General features: G+C 31.7%; 18 protein-coding genes. 6 read left to right on the forward strand and 12 right to left on the reverse strand.

Annotated elements, in window-relative coordinates; translation table 11 throughout:
• Positions 1-78 precede the first annotated feature (78 nt).
• Complete coding sequence (locus QZU90_RS08545) at positions 79-351, forward strand: zinc ribbon domain-containing protein (protein WP_295606006.1); 273 nt, start codon at positions 79-81, stop codon at positions 349-351.
• 188 nt (positions 352-539) lie between these two features.
• Here the strand turns inward: QZU90_RS08545 and QZU90_RS08550 are convergent, their stop codons facing one another.
• The 5 genes from QZU90_RS08550 to QZU90_RS08570 all read right to left on the reverse strand — a co-directional run bounded on the left by QZU90_RS08550 (position 540) and on the right by QZU90_RS08570 (position 6,455).
• The gene (locus QZU90_RS08550; protein ID WP_295606008.1) at positions 540-1,004 is read right to left on the reverse strand and encodes a hypothetical protein; all 465 of its coding nucleotides are present in this window, start codon (positions 1,002-1,004) and stop codon (positions 540-542) included.
• A gap of 65 nt (positions 1,005-1,069) precedes the next feature.
• A complete protein-coding gene (locus QZU90_RS08555) occupies positions 1,070-2,572 on the reverse strand; it encodes an AarF/ABC1/UbiB kinase family protein (RefSeq protein ID WP_295606010.1) in 1,503 nt (500 codons plus the stop codon).
• Between the two features lie 428 nt (positions 2,573-3,000).
• Positions 3,001-3,939 (reverse strand): GTP cyclohydrolase MptA, encoded by a 939-nt coding sequence (gene mptA, locus QZU90_RS08560; protein ID WP_296856672.1) that lies wholly within the window; start codon positions 3,937-3,939, stop codon positions 3,001-3,003.
• A gap of 437 nt (positions 3,940-4,376) precedes the next feature.
• Positions 4,377-4,856, reverse strand: coding sequence for an Lrp/AsnC family transcriptional regulator (locus tag QZU90_RS08565; RefSeq protein ID WP_292778063.1), 480 nt, complete (start codon positions 4,854-4,856; stop codon positions 4,377-4,379).
• 384 nt (positions 4,857-5,240) lie between these two features.
• Positions 5,241-6,455 carry a tRNA (guanine(10)-N(2))-dimethyltransferase gene (locus tag QZU90_RS08570; RefSeq protein ID WP_296856674.1) on the reverse strand — a complete coding sequence of 405 codons (1,215 nt, stop codon included), beginning with the start codon at positions 6,453-6,455 and terminating at the stop codon, positions 5,241-5,243.
• 273 nt (positions 6,456-6,728) lie between these two features.
• On the opposite strand from QZU90_RS08570, the gene QZU90_RS08575 reads away from it, so the two are divergent.
• Positions 6,729-7,823: a DegT/DnrJ/EryC1/StrS aminotransferase family protein gene (locus tag QZU90_RS08575; protein WP_296856676.1), complete on the forward strand. Its 1,095-nt coding sequence runs from the start codon at positions 6,729-6,731 to the stop codon at positions 7,821-7,823.
• A 78-nt stretch (positions 7,824-7,901) separates the two neighbouring features.
• Here QZU90_RS08575 and QZU90_RS08580 read toward each other — a convergent pair whose 3' ends face one another.
• Positions 7,902-8,204, reverse strand: a complete 303-nt coding sequence (locus QZU90_RS08580; protein WP_295606027.1) for an MTH1187 family thiamine-binding protein — start codon at positions 8,202-8,204, stop codon at positions 7,902-7,904.
• Positions 8,205-8,299: 95 nt separating this feature from the next.
• Between QZU90_RS08580 and QZU90_RS08585 the strand changes: the two genes are divergently transcribed.
• The gene (locus QZU90_RS08585) at positions 8,300-9,154 is read left to right on the forward strand and encodes a TIGR00269 family protein (RefSeq protein WP_394350209.1); all 855 of its coding nucleotides are present in this window, start codon (positions 8,300-8,302) and stop codon (positions 9,152-9,154) included.
• A 79-nt stretch (positions 9,155-9,233) separates the two neighbouring features.
• Here QZU90_RS08585 and QZU90_RS08590 read toward each other — a convergent pair whose 3' ends face one another.
• From QZU90_RS08590 to comB, 6 genes are all read right to left on the reverse strand, one after another.
• The gene (locus tag QZU90_RS08590) at positions 9,234-10,286 is read right to left on the reverse strand and encodes a hypothetical protein (protein ID WP_295606029.1); all 1,053 of its coding nucleotides are present in this window, start codon (positions 10,284-10,286) and stop codon (positions 9,234-9,236) included.
• A gap of 64 nt (positions 10,287-10,350) precedes the next feature.
• Positions 10,351-11,292, reverse strand: a complete 942-nt coding sequence (locus QZU90_RS08595; protein ID WP_295606031.1) for a calcium/sodium antiporter — start codon at positions 11,290-11,292, stop codon at positions 10,351-10,353.
• Between the two features lie 10 nt (positions 11,293-11,302).
• On the reverse strand, positions 11,303-12,649 hold the full coding sequence (locus QZU90_RS08600; RefSeq protein ID WP_295606033.1) for a hemolysin family protein: 1,347 nt from the start codon (positions 12,647-12,649) through the stop codon (positions 11,303-11,305).
• A gap of 253 nt (positions 12,650-12,902) precedes the next feature.
• Complete coding sequence (locus QZU90_RS08605; RefSeq protein ID WP_295606035.1) at positions 12,903-13,163, reverse strand: DUF1922 domain-containing protein; 261 nt, start codon at positions 13,161-13,163, stop codon at positions 12,903-12,905.
• 4 nt (positions 13,164-13,167) lie between these two features.
• Positions 13,168-14,334 (reverse strand): TraB/GumN family protein, encoded by a 1,167-nt coding sequence (locus QZU90_RS08610; protein ID WP_295606037.1) that lies wholly within the window; start codon positions 14,332-14,334, stop codon positions 13,168-13,170.
• Positions 14,335-14,473: 139 nt separating this feature from the next.
• A complete protein-coding gene (comB, locus tag QZU90_RS08615) occupies positions 14,474-15,211 on the reverse strand; it encodes a 2-phosphosulfolactate phosphatase (protein ID WP_296856679.1) in 738 nt (245 codons plus the stop codon).
• Between the two features lie 162 nt (positions 15,212-15,373).
• Here comB and QZU90_RS08620 point away from each other — a divergent pair, with 162 nt between their 5' ends.
• From QZU90_RS08620 to serS, 3 genes are all read left to right on the forward strand, one after another.
• Positions 15,374-16,015 (forward strand): hypothetical protein, encoded by a 642-nt coding sequence (locus QZU90_RS08620; RefSeq protein WP_295606041.1) that lies wholly within the window; start codon positions 15,374-15,376, stop codon positions 16,013-16,015.
• A gap of 21 nt (positions 16,016-16,036) precedes the next feature.
• Positions 16,037-16,915 carry a radical SAM mobile pair protein B gene (locus QZU90_RS08625; protein WP_296856681.1) on the forward strand — a complete coding sequence of 293 codons (879 nt, stop codon included), beginning with the start codon at positions 16,037-16,039 and terminating at the stop codon, positions 16,913-16,915.
• A gap of 174 nt (positions 16,916-17,089) precedes the next feature.
• Positions 17,090-18,367, forward strand: coding sequence for a serine--tRNA ligase (gene serS, locus QZU90_RS08630; protein WP_295606045.1), 1,278 nt, complete (start codon positions 17,090-17,092; stop codon positions 18,365-18,367).
• Positions 18,368-18,667 lie beyond the last annotated feature (300 nt).

Consider the following 18,667-nt stretch of genomic DNA (forward strand, 5'->3'; position numbering starts at 1 on the left):
ATATATTTTGTATAAAATATGCATATTATTGTGATATGAATCTTTATAATGTGCTTATAAATTAAGGAAAATGATATTATGGAAAACTTTGAAGATCAAAAATTTTGCCAATCCTGTGCAATGCCTATGACTGAAGAGCTTTTTGGAACCAATGCAGACGAATCCAAAAATGATGAATACTGTATTTACTGCTTTAAGGATGGTGAATTCACTTCAGATATGACTATGGAAGAGATGATGAATTTCTGCATTGAAAAGATGGTTGAAGTTCATCCAGAGATTGATAAGGAGGAAGCTTCCAAAATGATGAATGAAGTGTTCCCACAACTAAAAAGATGGGCAAAGGATTAAGTTTTAATAAATTTAATTCTTTTCATTTTTTTATATCAATTCTATTTAGTTGATTGGAATTGACTTTTTTTTTAAAAATAGATTTTGAGTATTTTTTTAAAGACTTGCTTTTTTTAAAAATAGATATTAGAAAAAAATAAATAAAAAATTATCAATATTCTAAGGAATATTGATTTATTAACTATTTTTTATATTGCATTTGCTATTGGCTCTATGTTATTGTTTTCATTGAATATCATCAATTCATCATAACATGCTTCCCAATCATCAGGGGTTCCGCTTTCCATATAAGTCATGAAAATATACTTTTTGCCATCCACTTCAGCTATTTCCAAGACCCCATGGTCAATACCGATATTTGCTGAAGTCAGATAAGAAGTAATATGGCTTATTGTGGTGTCGGAATCATAACTGACATTATATGTGTTATTATCTCCTGAAACTATGCAGTAATCGCTGGAATTTTGCAAATAATATTCTTGAATATATTCATCGTCATAATCCCAAGTGTATAAGTCCATGCCGGTTTCTTCATTTTGGAAAACAACATCCGACCATTGTTCAAAACCATCATTAATCTTAAAATCTGCTGCACTTGCTGCACCTATAATTAAAAAAGTTAATAATAGGAATGCAAATATTTTTTTATACATTTTTTCACCTCATGATAATCTAGTTTTAACTTAATCCACTTTCCATTTATGGGTTTTGATTCAATTTATTTGCGTAAGAATTTATATATTATGTATATTCCAAGAATTGCGCTGATAATGAATCCAAAGAATCCAATAGCAGAAATATCCCATACTCTTGGTCCTTTATCTGCTAAAATTGCAATGGATGAACCAACAAGCAATGCAGAAACGATTAAGGAAATGGATAATTGATCTTTCAATTCATCCAAGCCAGTGTGGTTCATATTTAACTCTAATTGTCCTTTTTCAAGCTTGTCAAGAGTGCTGTTAAGTCTGTCCGGCAAGTCTTTTAACAAGTGTTCAATTTCTACAATGTAGTTGAATCCACCACCAACAAGATTTCCCGGTTCGAATTTTGATTTAATCATTTTTTTAGCGAATGTTTCAAGTTCTGCAGTAAGATTGAAGTGAGGATCCAATTTGTCTCCGGCATCTTCAATAAGGAGTATTCCTCTTCCAATCATTACGAATTCTCTTGGAAGAATGATATTGTGCTTGATCATGACATTCATTAAGTTGTCGAATATTCCATCCATTTGGTCTATGTCAACTCCAATGTAGGTGTTTAGCAAGTCATCAACATCTGCCTTAAATTCATCAGTGTTCTGTTCTGGAGTGATGATATTCATATAAAGCATTTGATTGATCAAATGGTGTGAATTTCCATCCAATAGGAGCAATATCATTTGAGCAAAGTTTGATCTGAAAGTATCATTTACGACTCCCATCATTCCCATGTCTATGTAGCAAAGCTTGTTGTCTTTAGTTACAAACAAGTTACCTGGATGTGGGTCCGCATGGAAAAATCCGTCAAGCAAAACTTGTTTCAAATAGGATTGGCATCCATACTGAGCGATTTCCTTATTGTTTATTCCTTCGATTTCATTGTCGAACAGTTCGGTCACTTCATATCCGTCAATAAGTTCCATGTTAATGACTTTGGAAGTACAGTATTCAGGATATACTTCTGGGAATTTGATGTAATCCACTTCTGAAAAGTTTTTGGTGATTTTGCCTATGTTTCTGACTTCTTCCATATAGTCGAGCTCTTTGAAGATGGACCTTTCGAATTCTTGAGCCATCGCAGGTAAGTTATATGTTCTTGTTCCTGAAACATGTTTATCCAAGGTTCCAGCTATTTTATTCAATATTTTTACATCAGGTTCAATCACATCAATGATGCCTGGCTTTTGAACCTTAACTGCAACTTCTTGGCCACTTTCCTTTAATGTTGCCTTATAAACTTGACCGATTGATGCAGAACCGAGAGGCTCTTCATTGAATTCGGAGTATACCTCTTCGAGAGGCTGTCCAAGTTCATCTTCGATAACTACTCTTATTTCATCAAAAGGAGTTGCAGGTGTGTTGTCCCTAAGCAATTTCAAATCATCAGCTATTTCATTGCCCACTAAATCGGGTCTTGTAGCAAGTAATTGACCTAATTTGATGAATGCAGGACCGCACTCTTCCATTGCATATCTCAAGTCTGAAATTTCAAAATCTTCATCGTCTTCGTTGTCTTTCAACAATTTTGCTAAGTGGTGTTATTTTGCAACACCCATAATTTCATCAAAACGTTTCCTTGATGCTTTCTTATCTTCTTTTGCCATAAAACCACTAACTTTTTTTGATTAAGTATAAATTGACTAAACAATTAACCTAGTAATATATATGTTCAGATTAAGTATAAATAGTTTTAATTTAACGCTGTTAATTAGGTATTTCACGAAAAATCAAGTTAATTAAGATTAAACTAGTAAAATTAAAGTCTAAATTGAAGTTGAAAAAAAGATATATTAATAAACCTAATATTGACTAGGTCTATAAATATTAAAAATAGTTATTATTTTTATTATTGTTTAAAGTTATATTAAGCAAATAAGCAATATTTGCGTATGTTTAAAAAGAAAAAATTAAAGTTAATATTAAGTTTAAAACTTAATATAAACTTCTTTTATAAATTAAGCTCTTCTTTAAGAGAACCTAAAGTAGAAACTTTTTCTGCATAAGCATTGTGTCTGTGAATACTTTCATGGTTTTCTTGTCTTGTAGTGATTAATGTGTCATCAGGCAAGTATGAAAATTCCTCAAGGATCTTTTCATTCATTGTTCTAACACAATCCTCTACAAATACAGGATTCTTATGAGCATTCATAACAACTGCATTTTCATCAGGACGTTTTAAAAGCTCTGAAATAGGGGAACTCATAGAGGATTCAATGATTTCAATCAATTTTTCACCATCGATGTATTCCTTTTCAGGAACTTCTATTAAGATGGTTCCCACTCCTCTTTGGTTGTGAGAAGCGAAAGTTACAGTGTCCAATACTTTTTCACATGTTTCTTCATCTAAGAATTTTAATAAGTTGCTTTTATCTACTTCTCTTACAGATTCCTGTGCACATGGACAGACAGTCATTCCAACAACTTCAGCACCAATAGCTTTTCTAATGGTGATGGTTCCATCATCTTCACGGATGCCAACAGCATTAGCTATTAATTTAGCCATTTCTTGGGATCTATTGTCAGTTACTGGGGACTCTTTCATAAACATGTAGTCACTAACCATGTTCACTTCAACACGTTTAGCGTATTCATGCTTTTCAAGCATCCTATTTACGATATCTGCACAGAGTGATTCAACACCACCGGATGCACCTTTAGCAACTTCATCAACAACTTCACTGATAGCTTCAGGAGTTCTAGACATATGTGTACCTTTTTGAGTGCTTGGCAAATCTACAAAAGCATCAAAAGTAGGTAGTAATATGATTGGTCTTTTTTCTTTTCTTTTAAGAGTTAAAAGTTTTTTGACGCCAGTAACACCTACTCTACTTAAGTGAATAGGGATACGTGGTTCATCATCTTGTGTGTCTGGGAGACAAACTACCATTTTTGTTTACCTTCTTTAGTTTATTAAAAATAAATATTATTTTTTTATTACAACAATTTTTACAATTAATCATTGTTTTTTAATTTTTATAATAAAATAAATAGTTTTTATTTTCTATATTTAAAATAATATTATTGTATGTTTATATATTTTTTGTATAAATGTTTAATATAATTTTCTATATTAAATTATTTTTTAAGGGTATTTTATTGATTTGTTTATGAAATAGTGTAGGAATGGTGTAGGAATAATGTAAGAATAGCATATAAATAGAATAGAAATAGTATGAAAATTATAAAAAAAGATTAAAAATAGAAATTTTTAAAGGGGTTAAATAAAGGGGTAATAATAATTAAAATAATTTTATAATTATTGAAAGGGGTTTAATTATAAAAATTATTTAATTACTATTATCAATTTTAAAAATTAACTTAAAGCTAGAGGATATTAGCAGATCCAATATCTTCTTTTACTATGTTAAGCACAGTTTGTGTAATTGTTTTTTCAATACAGCCTGATTTAAGCAATTCTTTAAGGAATTTGTCTAATTCATCGGTATCTTTAAATTTAGCAATTACAATAGCGTCATATTGACCGGTAACGTCATAAAGTCCAACAACATTTTTGTTGTTTGAGATTTCAGCTTCCCAAGCTTCCAATTCTTGACCTTTAACATTAACGCCAATAATGCTTGTAAGCGCATAACCTAATTTTTTATGGTTTAATACAGGTGCGAATTTTTCAATTACACCAGATTTAAGCATTTTATCGATACGATTGTGTACAGTTCCTACAGAAATTCCTAAATCACGTGATATTTGTCTGTATGAAATTCTAACATCATCATTGATGATTTTTAGAATTTTAATATCAGTTTCGTCCAATTTGATTATTTCATCGTTCTTTTTTGCACACATGATTTTCACTTTTTTTATTTTTTCTTGCATTGCAATTTTTAAAGGGGGTTTTAAATCAATTGCAATTCAAGTTTCGTGTTAAATAGTTTATATTAAGTATAACAATATTAAGTTTGTTATAATTTATATATAAAACTTTTCTTATTTTTCTTATTTTTTTCTAATTTTTGATAAATTTAATTATTATTTGATTATTTTATTTGATATTAAATATTTTTAAATTAAATTTTATTTAAAATATTTAAAGTATATTTTACTAATTCTTTGTTCTTAATTTTTAATTTTAGAATGTTTATTTTAATATAATCGCCTAATCTTCAATTAAATCAATTTTAAGCCACTATCCTTATCTAAAATACTTAATTAAGTATAGTTTGCATTTTTCTATTTTGCCAATTCCGTGATTATGTCCATCAATTCCTTATTGCTTGCATTGGTCTTTATACCGAGAGGACTGTAATGGGTTTTCACTGCAACGAACCCTTCTTCCTCAAGCTTATCGAATACCTTGTCAAACTTAGGGGCGCTGATCTTTAAGGCTCTGCATACTTTGTGGATATCGTAGAATGTGCTTGGTGCATTTGCCTCTATCTTACAGGAATTCAATAGCTTTAAGACATTATCCTTTTGGTTAAGATTCTTTTCCTCAGCTATTTCTATCATGGAATCAATGAATTCTTCATTTTGTATAGGTCCTAGCCACATTGGGCCTGCCACTATCAATTTTTCACCGCATTCAGGACAGAATTCTGGAATGCTTGATGCAAGACCTTTGTACTCGCTTCTATGAAGGCAATGTTTACAATGTGCAATATATCCAATGTTTTTTAATGATTCATCAGTAGCTTTGGAGCCTTTTCTTACTTTCAGGTATGTTCTCATGTAATGCTCACTGCTATGTGACATTTTAACTTCAATGTATTTCTGATACTTTGCAAGGGTGAGCGCAGCAAATCCAATGAGAATTCTAATACCATTTTCATGGCAATATTCGCTTTTGTATGGTTGCGCATTATATTTTCTAATGCAAGGCTCTTCATATGTTCCGCAAAGGCATGATGTGTCTGTTGCTGTTAAGCAAAGAAGGGAATCCCTTTTAAGGTTATATCCTGCAGAGTCCACAAATGGTGAAGGGGTTCCAAATGGGTCAATGTCAATGACATCAAATCTTCCCATATTGCTTCTCAATTCGTTGTTTGCTTCCTTTTGATCTATTTCAACTTCAACATCATTAAGTTCTGCATTGATTCTGGTAAATTCATTGGCAAGTGGGCTGATGTCATTTATTGAAACATCACCAACTCCATCAATTTCCTTTTTATAGCGTATTCCTCTTATTCCGCTTCCTCCAAAAAGGTCGCAAATGTTTATTTCCCTATCCACTTCCCTTTGGTATGCCTGGAGTGCAAGGATTGAATTGTCCCTATTGAATTCCATTCGAGGATTATAAAAAACAGGAGCATCAGATGAAACCTTATCAAAATCAGGGAATTTTATTTGAACTTTACCCTCTTCGATGATTTTTAATTCATCTTCACCATACTCCCTTATTTCGGTGTTGTAGTTATTTTGATAATTGTTATTTTGATTATTTTCCATAATTTTGCCTTTTTTGATTATAATTGGTTTAATAATTCTTTTATTTATTATTAGATTAATATTTTAATTAATATTTATTTTTCATTTTATTTAAATAAATTTAGAATTTTAAGTAAAACTAATATAAGATTAAGAATAAATAGATATTATAAACTATTTAACTAAACTATTGAAAATAATATAATTTCAATTAGTTAATTTTTATTAGTTAATTTTATTAGTTAATTTTTTAAATTTATTAAATAATTTATTTTATTCATTTTAGGTGAAAATATGGCAGACATTAAAGTTTCAATAGCTAGTCCTGTTATTGAAGAAGAGGAAATAAATGCAGTAATTGATGTAATGAAATCTGGTATGATTGCACAAGGACCAAAGGTAATTGAATTTGAAGAAGAATTTGCAAAATATGTAGGTGCAAAGTATGGAATTGCAACCAATTCCGGAACTTCTGCATTGCATGTAGCTCTTTTAGCCGCTGGAATTGGCGAAGGAGATGAAGTTATTACAACCCCATTCACATTTGCAGCTACTGGAAACTCCATCTTATACACTGGAGCTCGCCCGGTCTTTGTTGATATAGACCCTGAAACCTTTACCATTGACCCTGCAAAGATTGAAGAAGCAATCACTGACAAGACTAAAGCTATCATGCCTGTTCAATTGTATGGTCAAGCTGCAGATATGGAACCTATAATGAAAATCGCAAAAGAGCATGACTTGATTGTCATTGAAGATGCAGCTCAAGCGCATGGTGCTGAATACAATGGTGAAAAGGTAGGTAACCTTGGAGACATGGCTTGTTTCAGTTTCTATCCTACCAAAAACATGACCACAAGTGAAGGTGGTATGATCACCACTAACAATGAGGAATTTGCAGAAAACGCAAAGGTCTTTAGAGCTCATGGTTCAGCTACCAAATATCATCATGACGTTTTAGGTTATAACTTCAGGATGACTGACATTGCTGCAGCTATTGGTTTAGAGCAACTTAAGAAAATAGACTCATTCAATGCAAAAAGAATTGAAAATGCTAAATGCCTTAATGAAGGTTTAAAGGATATTGAACCAATTGAAACTCCAGTTTTAAAAGATGGTTGCAAGCATGTTTACCACCAATACACAATCAAGATTAAAGATGGAAAAAGAGATGAATTGTCTGATTATTTAATTCAAAATGGTATTGGTAATGGTATTTACTATCCAATTCCTCTTTATGATCAAGTTCTTTATAAGGAATTAGGTTACGATCAAGCTCTTCCAGTAACTGATGAAATAGTAGAAGAAGTTTTATCTCTTCCTATTCATGCAAAGCTTACTCAAGAAGACTTAGATTATATTATCAAAACAATTAAAGAATTCTTTTAAATGATTTCTTTAATTAATTTTTATTTTTTCTTTTTTTAATTTCTTTTATTAATATTTTAATTTAATTTTTCTTATTTTTCACATTCTATTTTTTACAGATTTTACTTTTTCTTCTAATGTTCTGTTTTCCTTATCTCCCCTATCATCTATTTTCAAAACAGTGTAAACCCTTGGTACTCCCATTTCAAAAATAGATTCCTGAACTTCTCCACAAACTTCATATAATTTTTTCAAGTCTTCAGTTTCAATTTGAGTTCCCATAGCGGTTATTTGATAGTTCAAGCCACTTTTTTCAATAATTTGAGCTGCTTTAGCAACATATTTGCCAACACTGGACTCTTCAATTCCCATAGGTATAATACATAAATCTGCTGTAATCATAGTTTACTTTTTATACTTTGTATGATATAAAATTTAATAGAAAAACTTTTTTTAAGAAAAATTTAAATTGTTTTGTTTTAATTTTAAGTGATATTATGAGTATAAAAAAAGAAGAGTTTAATGAAATGATTTTCACTAGAATCAATGATTTGATCAAAGAATATGAATTGATTAAAGAGGGTGAAAAAATAGCTATTGCATTGTCTGGAGGTAAAGACAGTGTCTTGACTCTTCATGCACTTAAAAATTACCATGACATTTGTGGCTTTGATTTTGAGCTTGTTGCCATTTCTGTTGATGAGGGAATAGAAGGCTATCGCCAACATGGAATTGATGCAGCAGTAAACAATGCAAAAATGTTGGATATTCCACTTATTCAAAAATCCTTTAAGGATGAGGAAGGATTTGCATTGGATGACATTTATTCTTATTTTAAAAGCGCTTGCATTCCATGTGGAGTCTTTAGAAGAAATATCTTAAATAAAACAGCTTATGAAATAGGTGCTGATAAGATAGCTACTGGACATAATCTTGATGATGAGATTCAATCATTTTTAATGAGCTTTTCAAGAGGGGATACCGTAAAATTCTCTAAATTTGGCCCAGAATTAGATCAAATTCATGAAAAGCTGATTCCAAGAATAAAGCCATTATGGAACACTCCAGAAAAAGAGGTAGGCATGTGGGCAATCCTAAATGGAATTGAAATTCATTTGGATGAATGTCCTTATTCTAATCTTTCATTAAGGGCTAAGATTAAGGAGTTTTTAAACAATACAGAATCCAAACATCCTGGAACAAAGGAAAATGTGTTGAATTCATTTATTAAAACACTTGATGTTGAGAATATTAGGACAGTGTTAAATGAATGTGAAAGGTGTGGTGAACCAACATCCGGTAAAATATGTAAGGCTTGTGAAATAAAAGAAACAATTTGGGAAAACATGTAGTCTGCTTTCCTTGCTTTTTTCTTTTTTTCAATGATTAGTATTTTTAATCTTTTTTAGATTATTAAGTTTTAATCTTTTTTTATCTATATCTTCTGTTTCTTTTTCTTCTTCTTTTTCTATAAATTCTATTTTTAACAAGTTTTATAATCTTAAGCATTATAAAGAATAAAATTGCTATGAGGATTATAATTCCGATGATTATTAAGCTTATTTCTAGATTGCTTAATTTGTTTTTATCATTTTCAAAGCTAATGGAACCTATTTTTTTATAATTTGGAGCTATTGGTATATCTTTGGCTTTTATAGTTTCATTATTAAGGATTATATTGTCAATACAGCCAGTATAATTTTTCCCAACAAAGGTTCCATCTTCATTGGCGACATAAATGTCAGTTGTATTGTTATCATTAGTTAAATGAACATCATATGCAATTATTTCACGCCTATCTAATCCATAACGATCAGTTTGGGATAAATTAACCATTTCTTTGATTCTATCTTTTATGTTTAATGAAATATTGCCTCTTCTGGATAATTCATAATCATTTGGAATGGATATGTATTCTCCAGGGATTAATTTTCCTGTTTTCAACTTGGTAGGTGTTGCAAATCCATAATTTCCATTAGGGGCTTTTATGACTACATGCCCTCTCCCATAATGTTTTTTAATCTCTTGAATTTCAGCCAAATACTTCTCTGAGATGCTGTAATCTTCTGTAATCATTTTTGCAGTGATGTTTTCACATCTTTCACTGTCGATTCCATCATCTATTCCTCCTAAACCAATTACCCAACCTGAATTAGTTATGATCACATGATTGAAATATTTATTTTTGGTTTTATACTGTTTTATGGCAGGAATTTCGTGCCAAGTAGTTTTTTCAACAAAAATATCCGCTTCATAATTGGAATCTCTTCTATAAGACATTAATGTATCATTGTCTTCCAATTGCATAACTATTGAACAGCATCCAAAATTATTTGTTTCATTGGATAAGATAGATGTTAAATCAGTATTTGATGGATTATACACCAAATCACTATTTTGATGATTCGGTGCGAGATTCACAGTAGCTATTGAAATAAAAATTGTAAAAATCGCTATTGCAAAAATTCTTTTATTCAATTTCATATAAATCCCATTTGTCTTTGACAAATTTTTATTTTTTAAAAAAAGAAAAGAAATTAATGAATAATTAATTTCTTATAATGACAAACGCCATATAGAGTATGAATAAGGCAACTAATATTGCACCTTCTTTTTTATCCACTTCATTTTGACTATAAGCGAATATTGCACCGATTATAGTAATCACTGTCATTAAAGCAATATCAGTTACCATTTCCGGTGCAATAGGTAATGGCATGATTGCACTGCTTACACCTAAAATGAATAAGATATTAAAGATGCTTGATCCAAGCACGTTACCGATTACAATACCATTGTCCCCTTTTTTAAGTGCAGTTACAGATGTAACAAGTTCAGGCAAGGAAGTTCCTATTGCAACAATGGTAAGACCAATAAGCGCATCACTTAATCCGAATGCACTAGCAATGAAACTTGCACCATCCACAACCAAATCAGAACCTATAATGATACCTGCAATACCTAGAATAATGTAAATGAATGATTTTGGCATTGAAAGTTTCACTTCAATCTCTTCTGACATAGCTTCCTTATCTTTTCTTGCTTCCTGTACAAGACGATAAACATAAGCGATAATGATAATCAAGAAGATTATACCACAGAGTCTGCTTAGTTGTCCAAATAGGACCGCTATAACAAGTAATCCTATTGTGGAGATGACTAAAAATGGGAAATCTCTTTTAATTAGAATTTTATCTACAGTCAAGGTTCCAAGCAATGCAGAAATACCTACTACTGCTAAAATATTGAAGATATTACTACCTACAACGTTTCCTAAGGATAATGCATTGGTTCCAGCAAATGCTGAAGTAATTGAAACTGCAGCTTCAGGTGCACTTGTACCAAATGCAACAATTGTCAAACCTACGATGATGGTAGGTATCTTTAAATTGTATGCAACATTACTTGCACCATCTACAAATACATCTGCACCTTTTATTAAAAGCACAAATCCTATTATAAGTAAAATAATTTGAATAATTAATTCCATTATTATTCTCCTAATCCTCTTTGCTTTCAAGATCCAATTTATTTGCATCCTCTTCGTTGACGGTTACCAAGATCTTATCAATATGGTTTGCATCCATATCCATAATCTCAAAGGTAAACTTGCCTTCATGGAATATTTCACCTGTATCTGGGATTTTGCCTGCATGTGAAAGGATGAATCCTGCAATGGTTGTGTATCCGTCTTCAACTTCATTTGGCATTTCCTTTTCAATTTCAAACAAGTCCTTAAAGTCTTCAATAGAGAATCTGCCGTCAATTAACCATGAATTGTCTTTTCTTTCAATTGCTTTAGGATCATCTTCCTCATCGATACCCGGAATGTCTCCTACGATTCCTTCAAGAAGGTCATTCAATGTAATCAATCCTGCAACACTTCCGAATTCATCTACAACAAGCACCATATGGACATATTCCCTATTTTCCTTGAACTCTTGAAGCAAGTCCATTGCAAGCATGTTTTCAGGAACAACCAATGGAGATTTGATGGTTTCTTTAATATTTATTTCTTTACCTGAGAAGATTTCACTTAATAGGTCTTTAGCTTGAACTACACCGATGAAATCATCCAACTCTCCTTCAGCTACAGGGAAGATGGATCTTTTACTGCTAATGATTCTTTCCTTGTTTTCTTCCATGTCATCTTCCAAATCTATCCAGATGATTTCACTTCTTGGAGTCATTATCATATCCACTTTTTGGTCATCTAAACGGAACACCCTTTTGATGATGTCTTCTTCCTCTTCAGCAATGGTTCCGTCTTCAATACCTTCTTCAATAAGTAATTTGACTTCCTCTTCGGTTACAACATCCTCTTTTGGCTTGGAGCCAACAATTCTAAGTGCAAGGTTGGTTGAACTGTCAAGCAATCTGACAACCGGCTTGCAGATCCATGAACTTACTTGCATGAATTTTGCAGTTTGCAATGAATATCCCTCAGGGTCATTTAATGCCATTCTTTTAGGTACAATTTCACCAATCAAGATTGTGAAGTATGTAGTTACAAGAATAACAAATATGAAGCTTAATTGGTAACTGTAAGGAATGTATGGGCTTAAAAAATTACCCATAGGTTCAGAAAAAGTAGTTCCACCAATTGCCCCTGTGATAATTGCAGTAAATGTTATACCAATTTGTACAGTGGATAAGAAGTCACTGACATTATCCATAAAGTCTAAAACAAGTAATGCTCTTTTATTCCCTTCATCTGCGATTTTTTGCATCCTGATTCTTCTAGTGGATACAACAGCAATTTCTGCAAGGGAGAAAAGTCCATTAAGCACAATTAAAATTATTATTACTAAAATTTCAATTCCTATAATTATCGAGTCCATTTCCATTAAGTCCTTAAACAATTTATAATTTAAAATTTTTAATTAAAAATAAATATTTCTTTATATTGTATTTTATCTATATTTATATAAAGTTTTTTTTATAAGCAATAATGATATTTATTAATTCTATTTATAAATTTAATGTTTTTTTAGCATTTGAATTGCATTATTTTTATAATTTTTTAATAATTTTGCTATATTTTACATAATTTTGGTAATATTTTAATGATTATTAAATTATTATGTGGAAAAAATTTGATTATAATTCTTTCATTTTTCTATCTATTTGATTGAGGAACTTATTCTGTTTAAATTCCTCTGCAGTGCTGAACATTGACCCTCCATAGATTTCCTCTTGCATCTTTTGAACGGCATATGTTGCATCTTCTGCAGTTTCCACCCTTTGAAGGATTCTGCGACTTTTCACCTTGATGGTTTTTCCACAAGTGCATTTTCTTGTAGCAACACCTTTTTTAGCATATAAAACCCTTCCACAGTCGCATCTGAATATCAAATACATATTTTTAACCTCCAAAAATCTTCATGAATAGTGGAATAAACACTTGTGAAGGCAAGATTACTAGAGTGGCAATGCTCACTCCAAGGTTTGTTCCAACAACCACAAGCAAGATTCTAATGATATTGTTATTCCATAAGTCTCTAAAGCTTTCTATTTTACCTAAATTGTTAATGTCCTGTTTTCTCACTCTTCTGAATTTAGCTTCTGCAAGTCCTGAGAACCATCCTGCAGCAAGCAATGGGTGAATGATGGTAAGGGGAGCAACTAATCCTCCAATGATTGCAGATTGGATTTTAGACCCAGAGACAATTGAACCTATAAAACCCATAATCATGCTGATTACAACAAATTGTACAATATCCCCTTCTATATGGATTCCATTCATCCAAGCAAGAAAAAATATCACGACAAATGAAATAGGGATTAAAGCCAAAATGATTTTTAGCCAAGGGATTCCACCTTTCTTATCCATATCATTTAGTTCTCTGTAGCTTGGGAGTGTTTCAGGATTGTCAAGATAATCGATTATTCCTTCCCTATGGCCTGCACCTACGACAGCTATTACCTTATCTTCTGGAATGCCTAATATTCCTTTTGCAAGGTATGCATCCCTTTCCTTAACAAGTGCAGTGTATGCTCCAGGTGAGATTTCCTTGAAGTATTCCATAGCTTGGTCTATGTTGGATTGCTCTTTAAGCTCTTCAATGTTCAATTCCTCTTCATCTGATGAGAACACTGAACCAACAATTCCATATATGAACTTAAGCTTTTCCCAAGTGGTCATACTGTTCAATACCCTTTGCAATGTGACATTAATGTCTCTGTCGATGAGTGCAATTCTACATCCGATTTCCTCGGAGGCTTCAACTGCAGCAATCATTTCAGATCCTGGCTTGATGTCTACATCTTCACCAATCTTGTTTTGCATATAGGAAAGGATTGTTGTAACTAGGAAAACACCTACCTTGTTTTCCTTAATGATTTTGGTAATATGAATTGAGTCATCTTCCACGATGCCGTTTCTCTCATTCATTAGTCTTTGGTATCGCCCTCTATCCAATTCAATAGCCACTACATCAGGTTGGTCTTCCAAAATAGCTGCCCTTACCTCATCAGCACTATTTTGAGACACATGTGCAGTTCCTATAATTTTTAAACATTCTCTTATCATCAGATATCCTTCTTAAAATGTTCTTTCTATTGTAAATTTTATTTAAAATATAATTAAAATTTTATTTAACTATTAATATTAATTCTTATATTAATTATATCAATTACATTTATAAACTTTTTGAAAGTCCGATTGAAATCTATTCATGGTATAATGTAATCTTTCCATCCCTATAGATTCCAACATTCTCGCGGATATTTTCTTTAACGCATAGTCTAACATCATCTTCATATCCAAGATATGCAAGACGACGTCCGGATTTTGATTTGATGGAAATTTTTTCAACTTTTTCCTTATCTCTGCTTGCCATAATTGCTGAAATAGCAAATTCTGTTATTCCGGTTTCCTCTTTGAAATAATCTATGTCATCGATATTTAGTTTATTCTGTTCATCCAATTCCTTTTGAATCCAGAATAATATTTCACCAGCTGCTAAAAAGTCCTCTATTGCAAAGGTTCTTTCGAATCCTCCCATAACGATTTCAATGTGTTCAGTTGCAAGCTTGCATGCTGCCTTTGCACAAGCTTTTGCATTGATGAATGATCCAATTAAAATGATTTCAGATTCCATATTGTCCAAAGCTCTCACACCATTGGTTGTTGTAAGTACTAAAGTGTCCTTTTCACCAGAGTATTCCTTCATTTCACCCGGGGAGTTTCCAAGTTCAAACCCTTCAATTGTTCTGCCGGTTCTCTCCCCTGCCAACACAGCATCCTTCCTTTCAGCTATTTTTATTGCTTCTTCTGGTGTATATACTGGATAAATTTCCTTGAATTTATCGAGAGCAACTGTAATTGTAGTGCTTGCCCTTAATGCATCAACCATTATGGAAAGGTCTTTTGAGGAACCTTTTTCAAAACTTAAACTCACTTTCATTTTTTAGCCTCTAATCTTTCTAAAATTTAGTAAATATGATTTTATTCTATGTATAACATTTATATTTAGTAATATATAATACTTAATAAGTAATATTTTTTAAGCATAATTTTGAGGATATTATTTTGAGGATATTATTTTGAAGATATTTTGGGGAATATTATGATTGTTGTTACAACTCCAATGTGTAAGCAAATAGTGGAATGGGCAGGACTTAAGAAATTCAAAGTAAATAAATTTCCTGATGAGGAAGAAGGGGATTTTGCCATTTTGCTTTCTGAAAGCAAGGTGAAAATGGATTCATTGGCCATTAAGACAAATACATTTAGACAGATTAAGGAAAGCATTAAAACAGTGTCTAAGGCTCTTTTTGAAAAGAACTTGATTGAAAAAGCTATTGGGGATGAAGAGATAGAAGCTATTTTCAATGATTATAAAGATGATGCTCTCTATGCCCTTTTGGATGAAAATGAGTTTAATGAAATAAGAAAATCCAACAAAGATAAAAAAGTGAAAGTCTATTCTGAATTCCTAAAGGACATAGTTTTAGATATTGGAGCAGATGTGATTGATTTCACATATGATAAAAATGGAAATTATAAAGATAAGGCAAATGACTTAGGAATGGATTTTGATTATTTGGTTTATCCTGATTATTTAGAGGAAGAAGTTCTAAAAAGAGAAAACCTAAAATCTAATGAGTTTAAAGTAATTAAGATATTAAGCCATAATAATATTTCAAAAGACCCGATATTGAAAGCGAAATCAAGATATGCGGCATTAATTGAAGCAATGTCTCAATGATTTTTTTATAATGGTGTAAAAATGATTGTTCAGGAAAAGGAAGTTAAATCAATATTATCCAAATCAAATCTTCCCATCGCAGGGTATACTGCAAATCCATATGTTGGCTGTCCACATGCCTGCAAGTATTGCTATGCTGATTTTATGAAAAGGTTCACTGGTCATAAAGAGGAATGGGGGACTTTCATTGATGTAAAGTATTGGAAACCTATAAAAAATCCTCAAAAGTATTCTGGAGAAACTGTTATTGTTGGTTCAGTAACTGATGGATACAATCAATGTGAGGAGGAATTCTGCAGAACTCGCCAATTGTTGGAGGAACTGAAAGGAACAGACATAAATCTTATCATAACTACAAAATCAGACTTGGTGTGCAGAGATTTGGATTTGATAAAAACATTCAATGATCCTTTGGTTTCCTGGTCCATCAATACCCTTGATGAAGATTTTAAAGAGGATATGGATGATGCACCATCAATTAAGGATAGGATTAAAGCAATGAAGAGGTTTCACAAAGAGGGCATAAGAACAACTTGTCTCATTTCTCCTATTTTTCCTGAAATAACAGACCCTATTGAAATTATTGAAGAAATCAGTGATTTTTGTGATTATATTTGGCTTGAAAATCTTAATTTAAGGGGAGGATATAAAAAGACTATTTTTGACTATATTGATTTAAAATATCCTGAATTGGTGCCTCTCTATAAAGAGATTTATACTTATAAGGACATGTCTTATTGGAAAGAATTGGATGATGAAATCAGTGCTTATGCAAGGGAAAATGATTTTATGTATATAATTGATGAAGAACCCTTTATAAAAAGCCCTAATGAAAATCCAATCATAATCAATTATTTCTATCATGAAAAGATAAGGCAATCTTCAAAAAAGAAAAGATAGTTGTTAGGAATCAGCCAATTATTTCTTGAATATTCTTAAAATGTACTTTTTTAATCCAAATAATTATTAAATAAGAAAAATATATTATTTAATAATCAAAATTTTATAGATTTTTTATAGATTGCTGAAATCATAATTACTTAATTCGTTATTCATTTTAAAGGAGAATAAAAATTGTTAGACATAAAATTATTCAGAGAAGATCCTGAATTGATATTTGACTCTGAGAAGAAAAGATTCAGAAGTACAGAAAATGCAGAGAAAGTTATTGAATATGACACCTTATGGAGAGAAGGTGAAAGAAGATTAAACTCTTTAAGAGCAGAGAAAAACAAGTTATCCAAATCATTTAAAAAAGCTAAACAGGAAGGCAATATTGAAGAAGTCATTGCAAAATCCAAGGAAGTGGCTAATGAAATTAAAGAGTTAAGCGCTAAAAATGCAGAATACCTTCAATTAAGAGATGATTATAGATATAAAGTAGGAAACATCATTGACGAAGATGTTCCAGTTTCCGATACTGAAGATGACAATGTAGTTGTAAGAACCTATGGTGAAATCCCAGAGCATGACTTTGAATTGTTGAATCATGTTGACTTGATCAATAAGATTGATGGAGCAGACCTTGAAACTGCAGCAAGCGTTTCAGGTGCAAGGTTCTACTACTTGAAAAGAGACATTTTACACTTGAACTTGGCATTGATTCAATTTGCACTTTCAGAACTTGAAGCTGAGGGTTACATTCCTATGCAAACTCCTTTCTTTGTAAAAGGTGAAGTTGCAGCTGAAACTTCTGAACTTGGCGAGTTTGAGGAAACATTATACAAGGTTGAAAATGAGGATATGTACTTGATTGCAACTGCTGAACAGACCTTGGCAGCTCTTCACAGAAATGAAATCATCAATCCTGAAGACTTGCCACTTAGATACTGTGCACTTTCAACCTGTTTTAGAAAAGAGGCAGGGTCTCATGGAAAAGACACTTTAGGAATCTTTAGAGTTCACCAATTCGAAAAGATTGAACAGTTCATTTACTCTACACCAGAAGATTCAAGAAAGCAGCATGATCATTTGATGGAAGTCACTGAAAGAATTTATCAGAAATTAGGTCTTCCATATCAAATCATAGCTATTGTGTCTTCAGCTTTAAATGACAATGCAGCAATCAAATACGACCTTGAAGCTTGGTTCCCGGGTTCCGGTGCATTCAGGGAATTGGTAAGCTGTACTAACTGTAAGGATTATCAAGCAAGAAAAACCAAAACAAGGTACGGTAGAGCAGGTTCCGGAGATGCACAAATATTGCATACCTTAAACAGTACAGCTATTGCAACTGAAAGAACCATTTGCTGTATTTTAGAAAACTACCAACAAGCTGATGGTAGCATTAAAGTCCCTGAGGTCTTGGTACCTTATATGGGCGGAAAAACAGTCATTGAAGCAAAAGAATAATTTTTATTCTTTTTTTTATCTATTTTTTTAATTTTTACAAATCTATTTTTACTTTAATTTTAGCCACTATTGTTTGCATACATTCAAACTATTATTTTTGTTATAACTTTTTTGCATAGAAAAAATTTAAAAAAAGAGTTAAGATAGCAAAAAGTCAAAATTTTAAAAAAAGAAAAAAAATGATGAATACATTATTAGTACTCATCTGCATGTAAATATCCAACGATTCCATGTGCTATTAATGCAATACCTAAGATGATGGTGATTAATATTGGATTGTTTGCTGCAAATACAGCAATG

The sequence above is a fragment of the uncultured Methanobrevibacter sp. genome (genome assembly GCF_902784195.1).
Lineage (GTDB): Archaea > Methanobacteriota > Methanobacteria > Methanobacteriales > Methanobacteriaceae > Methanobrevibacter.

What these genes read in the sequence shown, in the direction of transcription:
- QZU90_RS08545 (WP_295606006.1), top strand. Translation starts at nt 79, where the DNA reads ATGGAAAACTTTGAAGATCAAAAATTTTGCCAATCCTGTGCAATGCCT.
- QZU90_RS08550 (WP_295606008.1), bottom strand. Translation starts at nt 1,004, where the DNA reads ATGTATAAAAAAATATTTGCATTCCTATTATTAACTTTTTTAATTATA.
- mptA (WP_296856672.1), bottom strand. Translation starts at nt 3,939, where the DNA reads ATGGTAGTTTGTCTCCCAGACACACAAGATGATGAACCACGTATCCCT.
- QZU90_RS08565 (WP_292778063.1), bottom strand. Translation starts at nt 4,856, where the DNA reads ATGTGTGCAAAAAAGAACGATGAAATAATCAAATTGGACGAAACTGAT.
- QZU90_RS08570 (WP_296856674.1), bottom strand. Translation starts at nt 6,455, where the DNA reads ATGGAAAATAATCAAAATAACAATTATCAAAATAACTACAACACCGAA.
- QZU90_RS08575 (WP_296856676.1), top strand. Translation starts at nt 6,729, where the DNA reads ATGGCAGACATTAAAGTTTCAATAGCTAGTCCTGTTATTGAAGAAGAG.
- QZU90_RS08580 (WP_295606027.1), bottom strand. Translation starts at nt 8,204, where the DNA reads ATGATTACAGCAGATTTATGTATTATACCTATGGGAATTGAAGAGTCC.
- QZU90_RS08585 (WP_394350209.1), top strand. Translation starts at nt 8,300, where the DNA reads ATGAGTATAAAAAAAGAAGAGTTTAATGAAATGATTTTCACTAGAATC.
- QZU90_RS08590 (WP_295606029.1), bottom strand. Translation starts at nt 10,286, where the DNA reads ATGAAATTGAATAAAAGAATTTTTGCAATAGCGATTTTTACAATTTTT.
- QZU90_RS08595 (WP_295606031.1), bottom strand. Translation starts at nt 11,292, where the DNA reads ATGGAATTAATTATTCAAATTATTTTACTTATAATAGGATTTGTGCTT.
- QZU90_RS08600 (WP_295606033.1), bottom strand. Translation starts at nt 12,649, where the DNA reads ATGGAAATGGACTCGATAATTATAGGAATTGAAATTTTAGTAATAATA.
- QZU90_RS08605 (WP_295606035.1), bottom strand. Translation starts at nt 13,163, where the DNA reads ATGTATTTGATATTCAGATGCGACTGTGGAAGGGTTTTATATGCTAAA.
- QZU90_RS08610 (WP_295606037.1), bottom strand. Translation starts at nt 14,334, where the DNA reads ATGATAAGAGAATGTTTAAAAATTATAGGAACTGCACATGTGTCTCAA.
- comB (WP_296856679.1), bottom strand. Translation starts at nt 15,211, where the DNA reads ATGAAAGTGAGTTTAAGTTTTGAAAAAGGTTCCTCAAAAGACCTTTCC.
- QZU90_RS08620 (WP_295606041.1), top strand. Translation starts at nt 15,374, where the DNA reads ATGATTGTTGTTACAACTCCAATGTGTAAGCAAATAGTGGAATGGGCA.
- QZU90_RS08625 (WP_296856681.1), top strand. Translation starts at nt 16,037, where the DNA reads ATGATTGTTCAGGAAAAGGAAGTTAAATCAATATTATCCAAATCAAAT.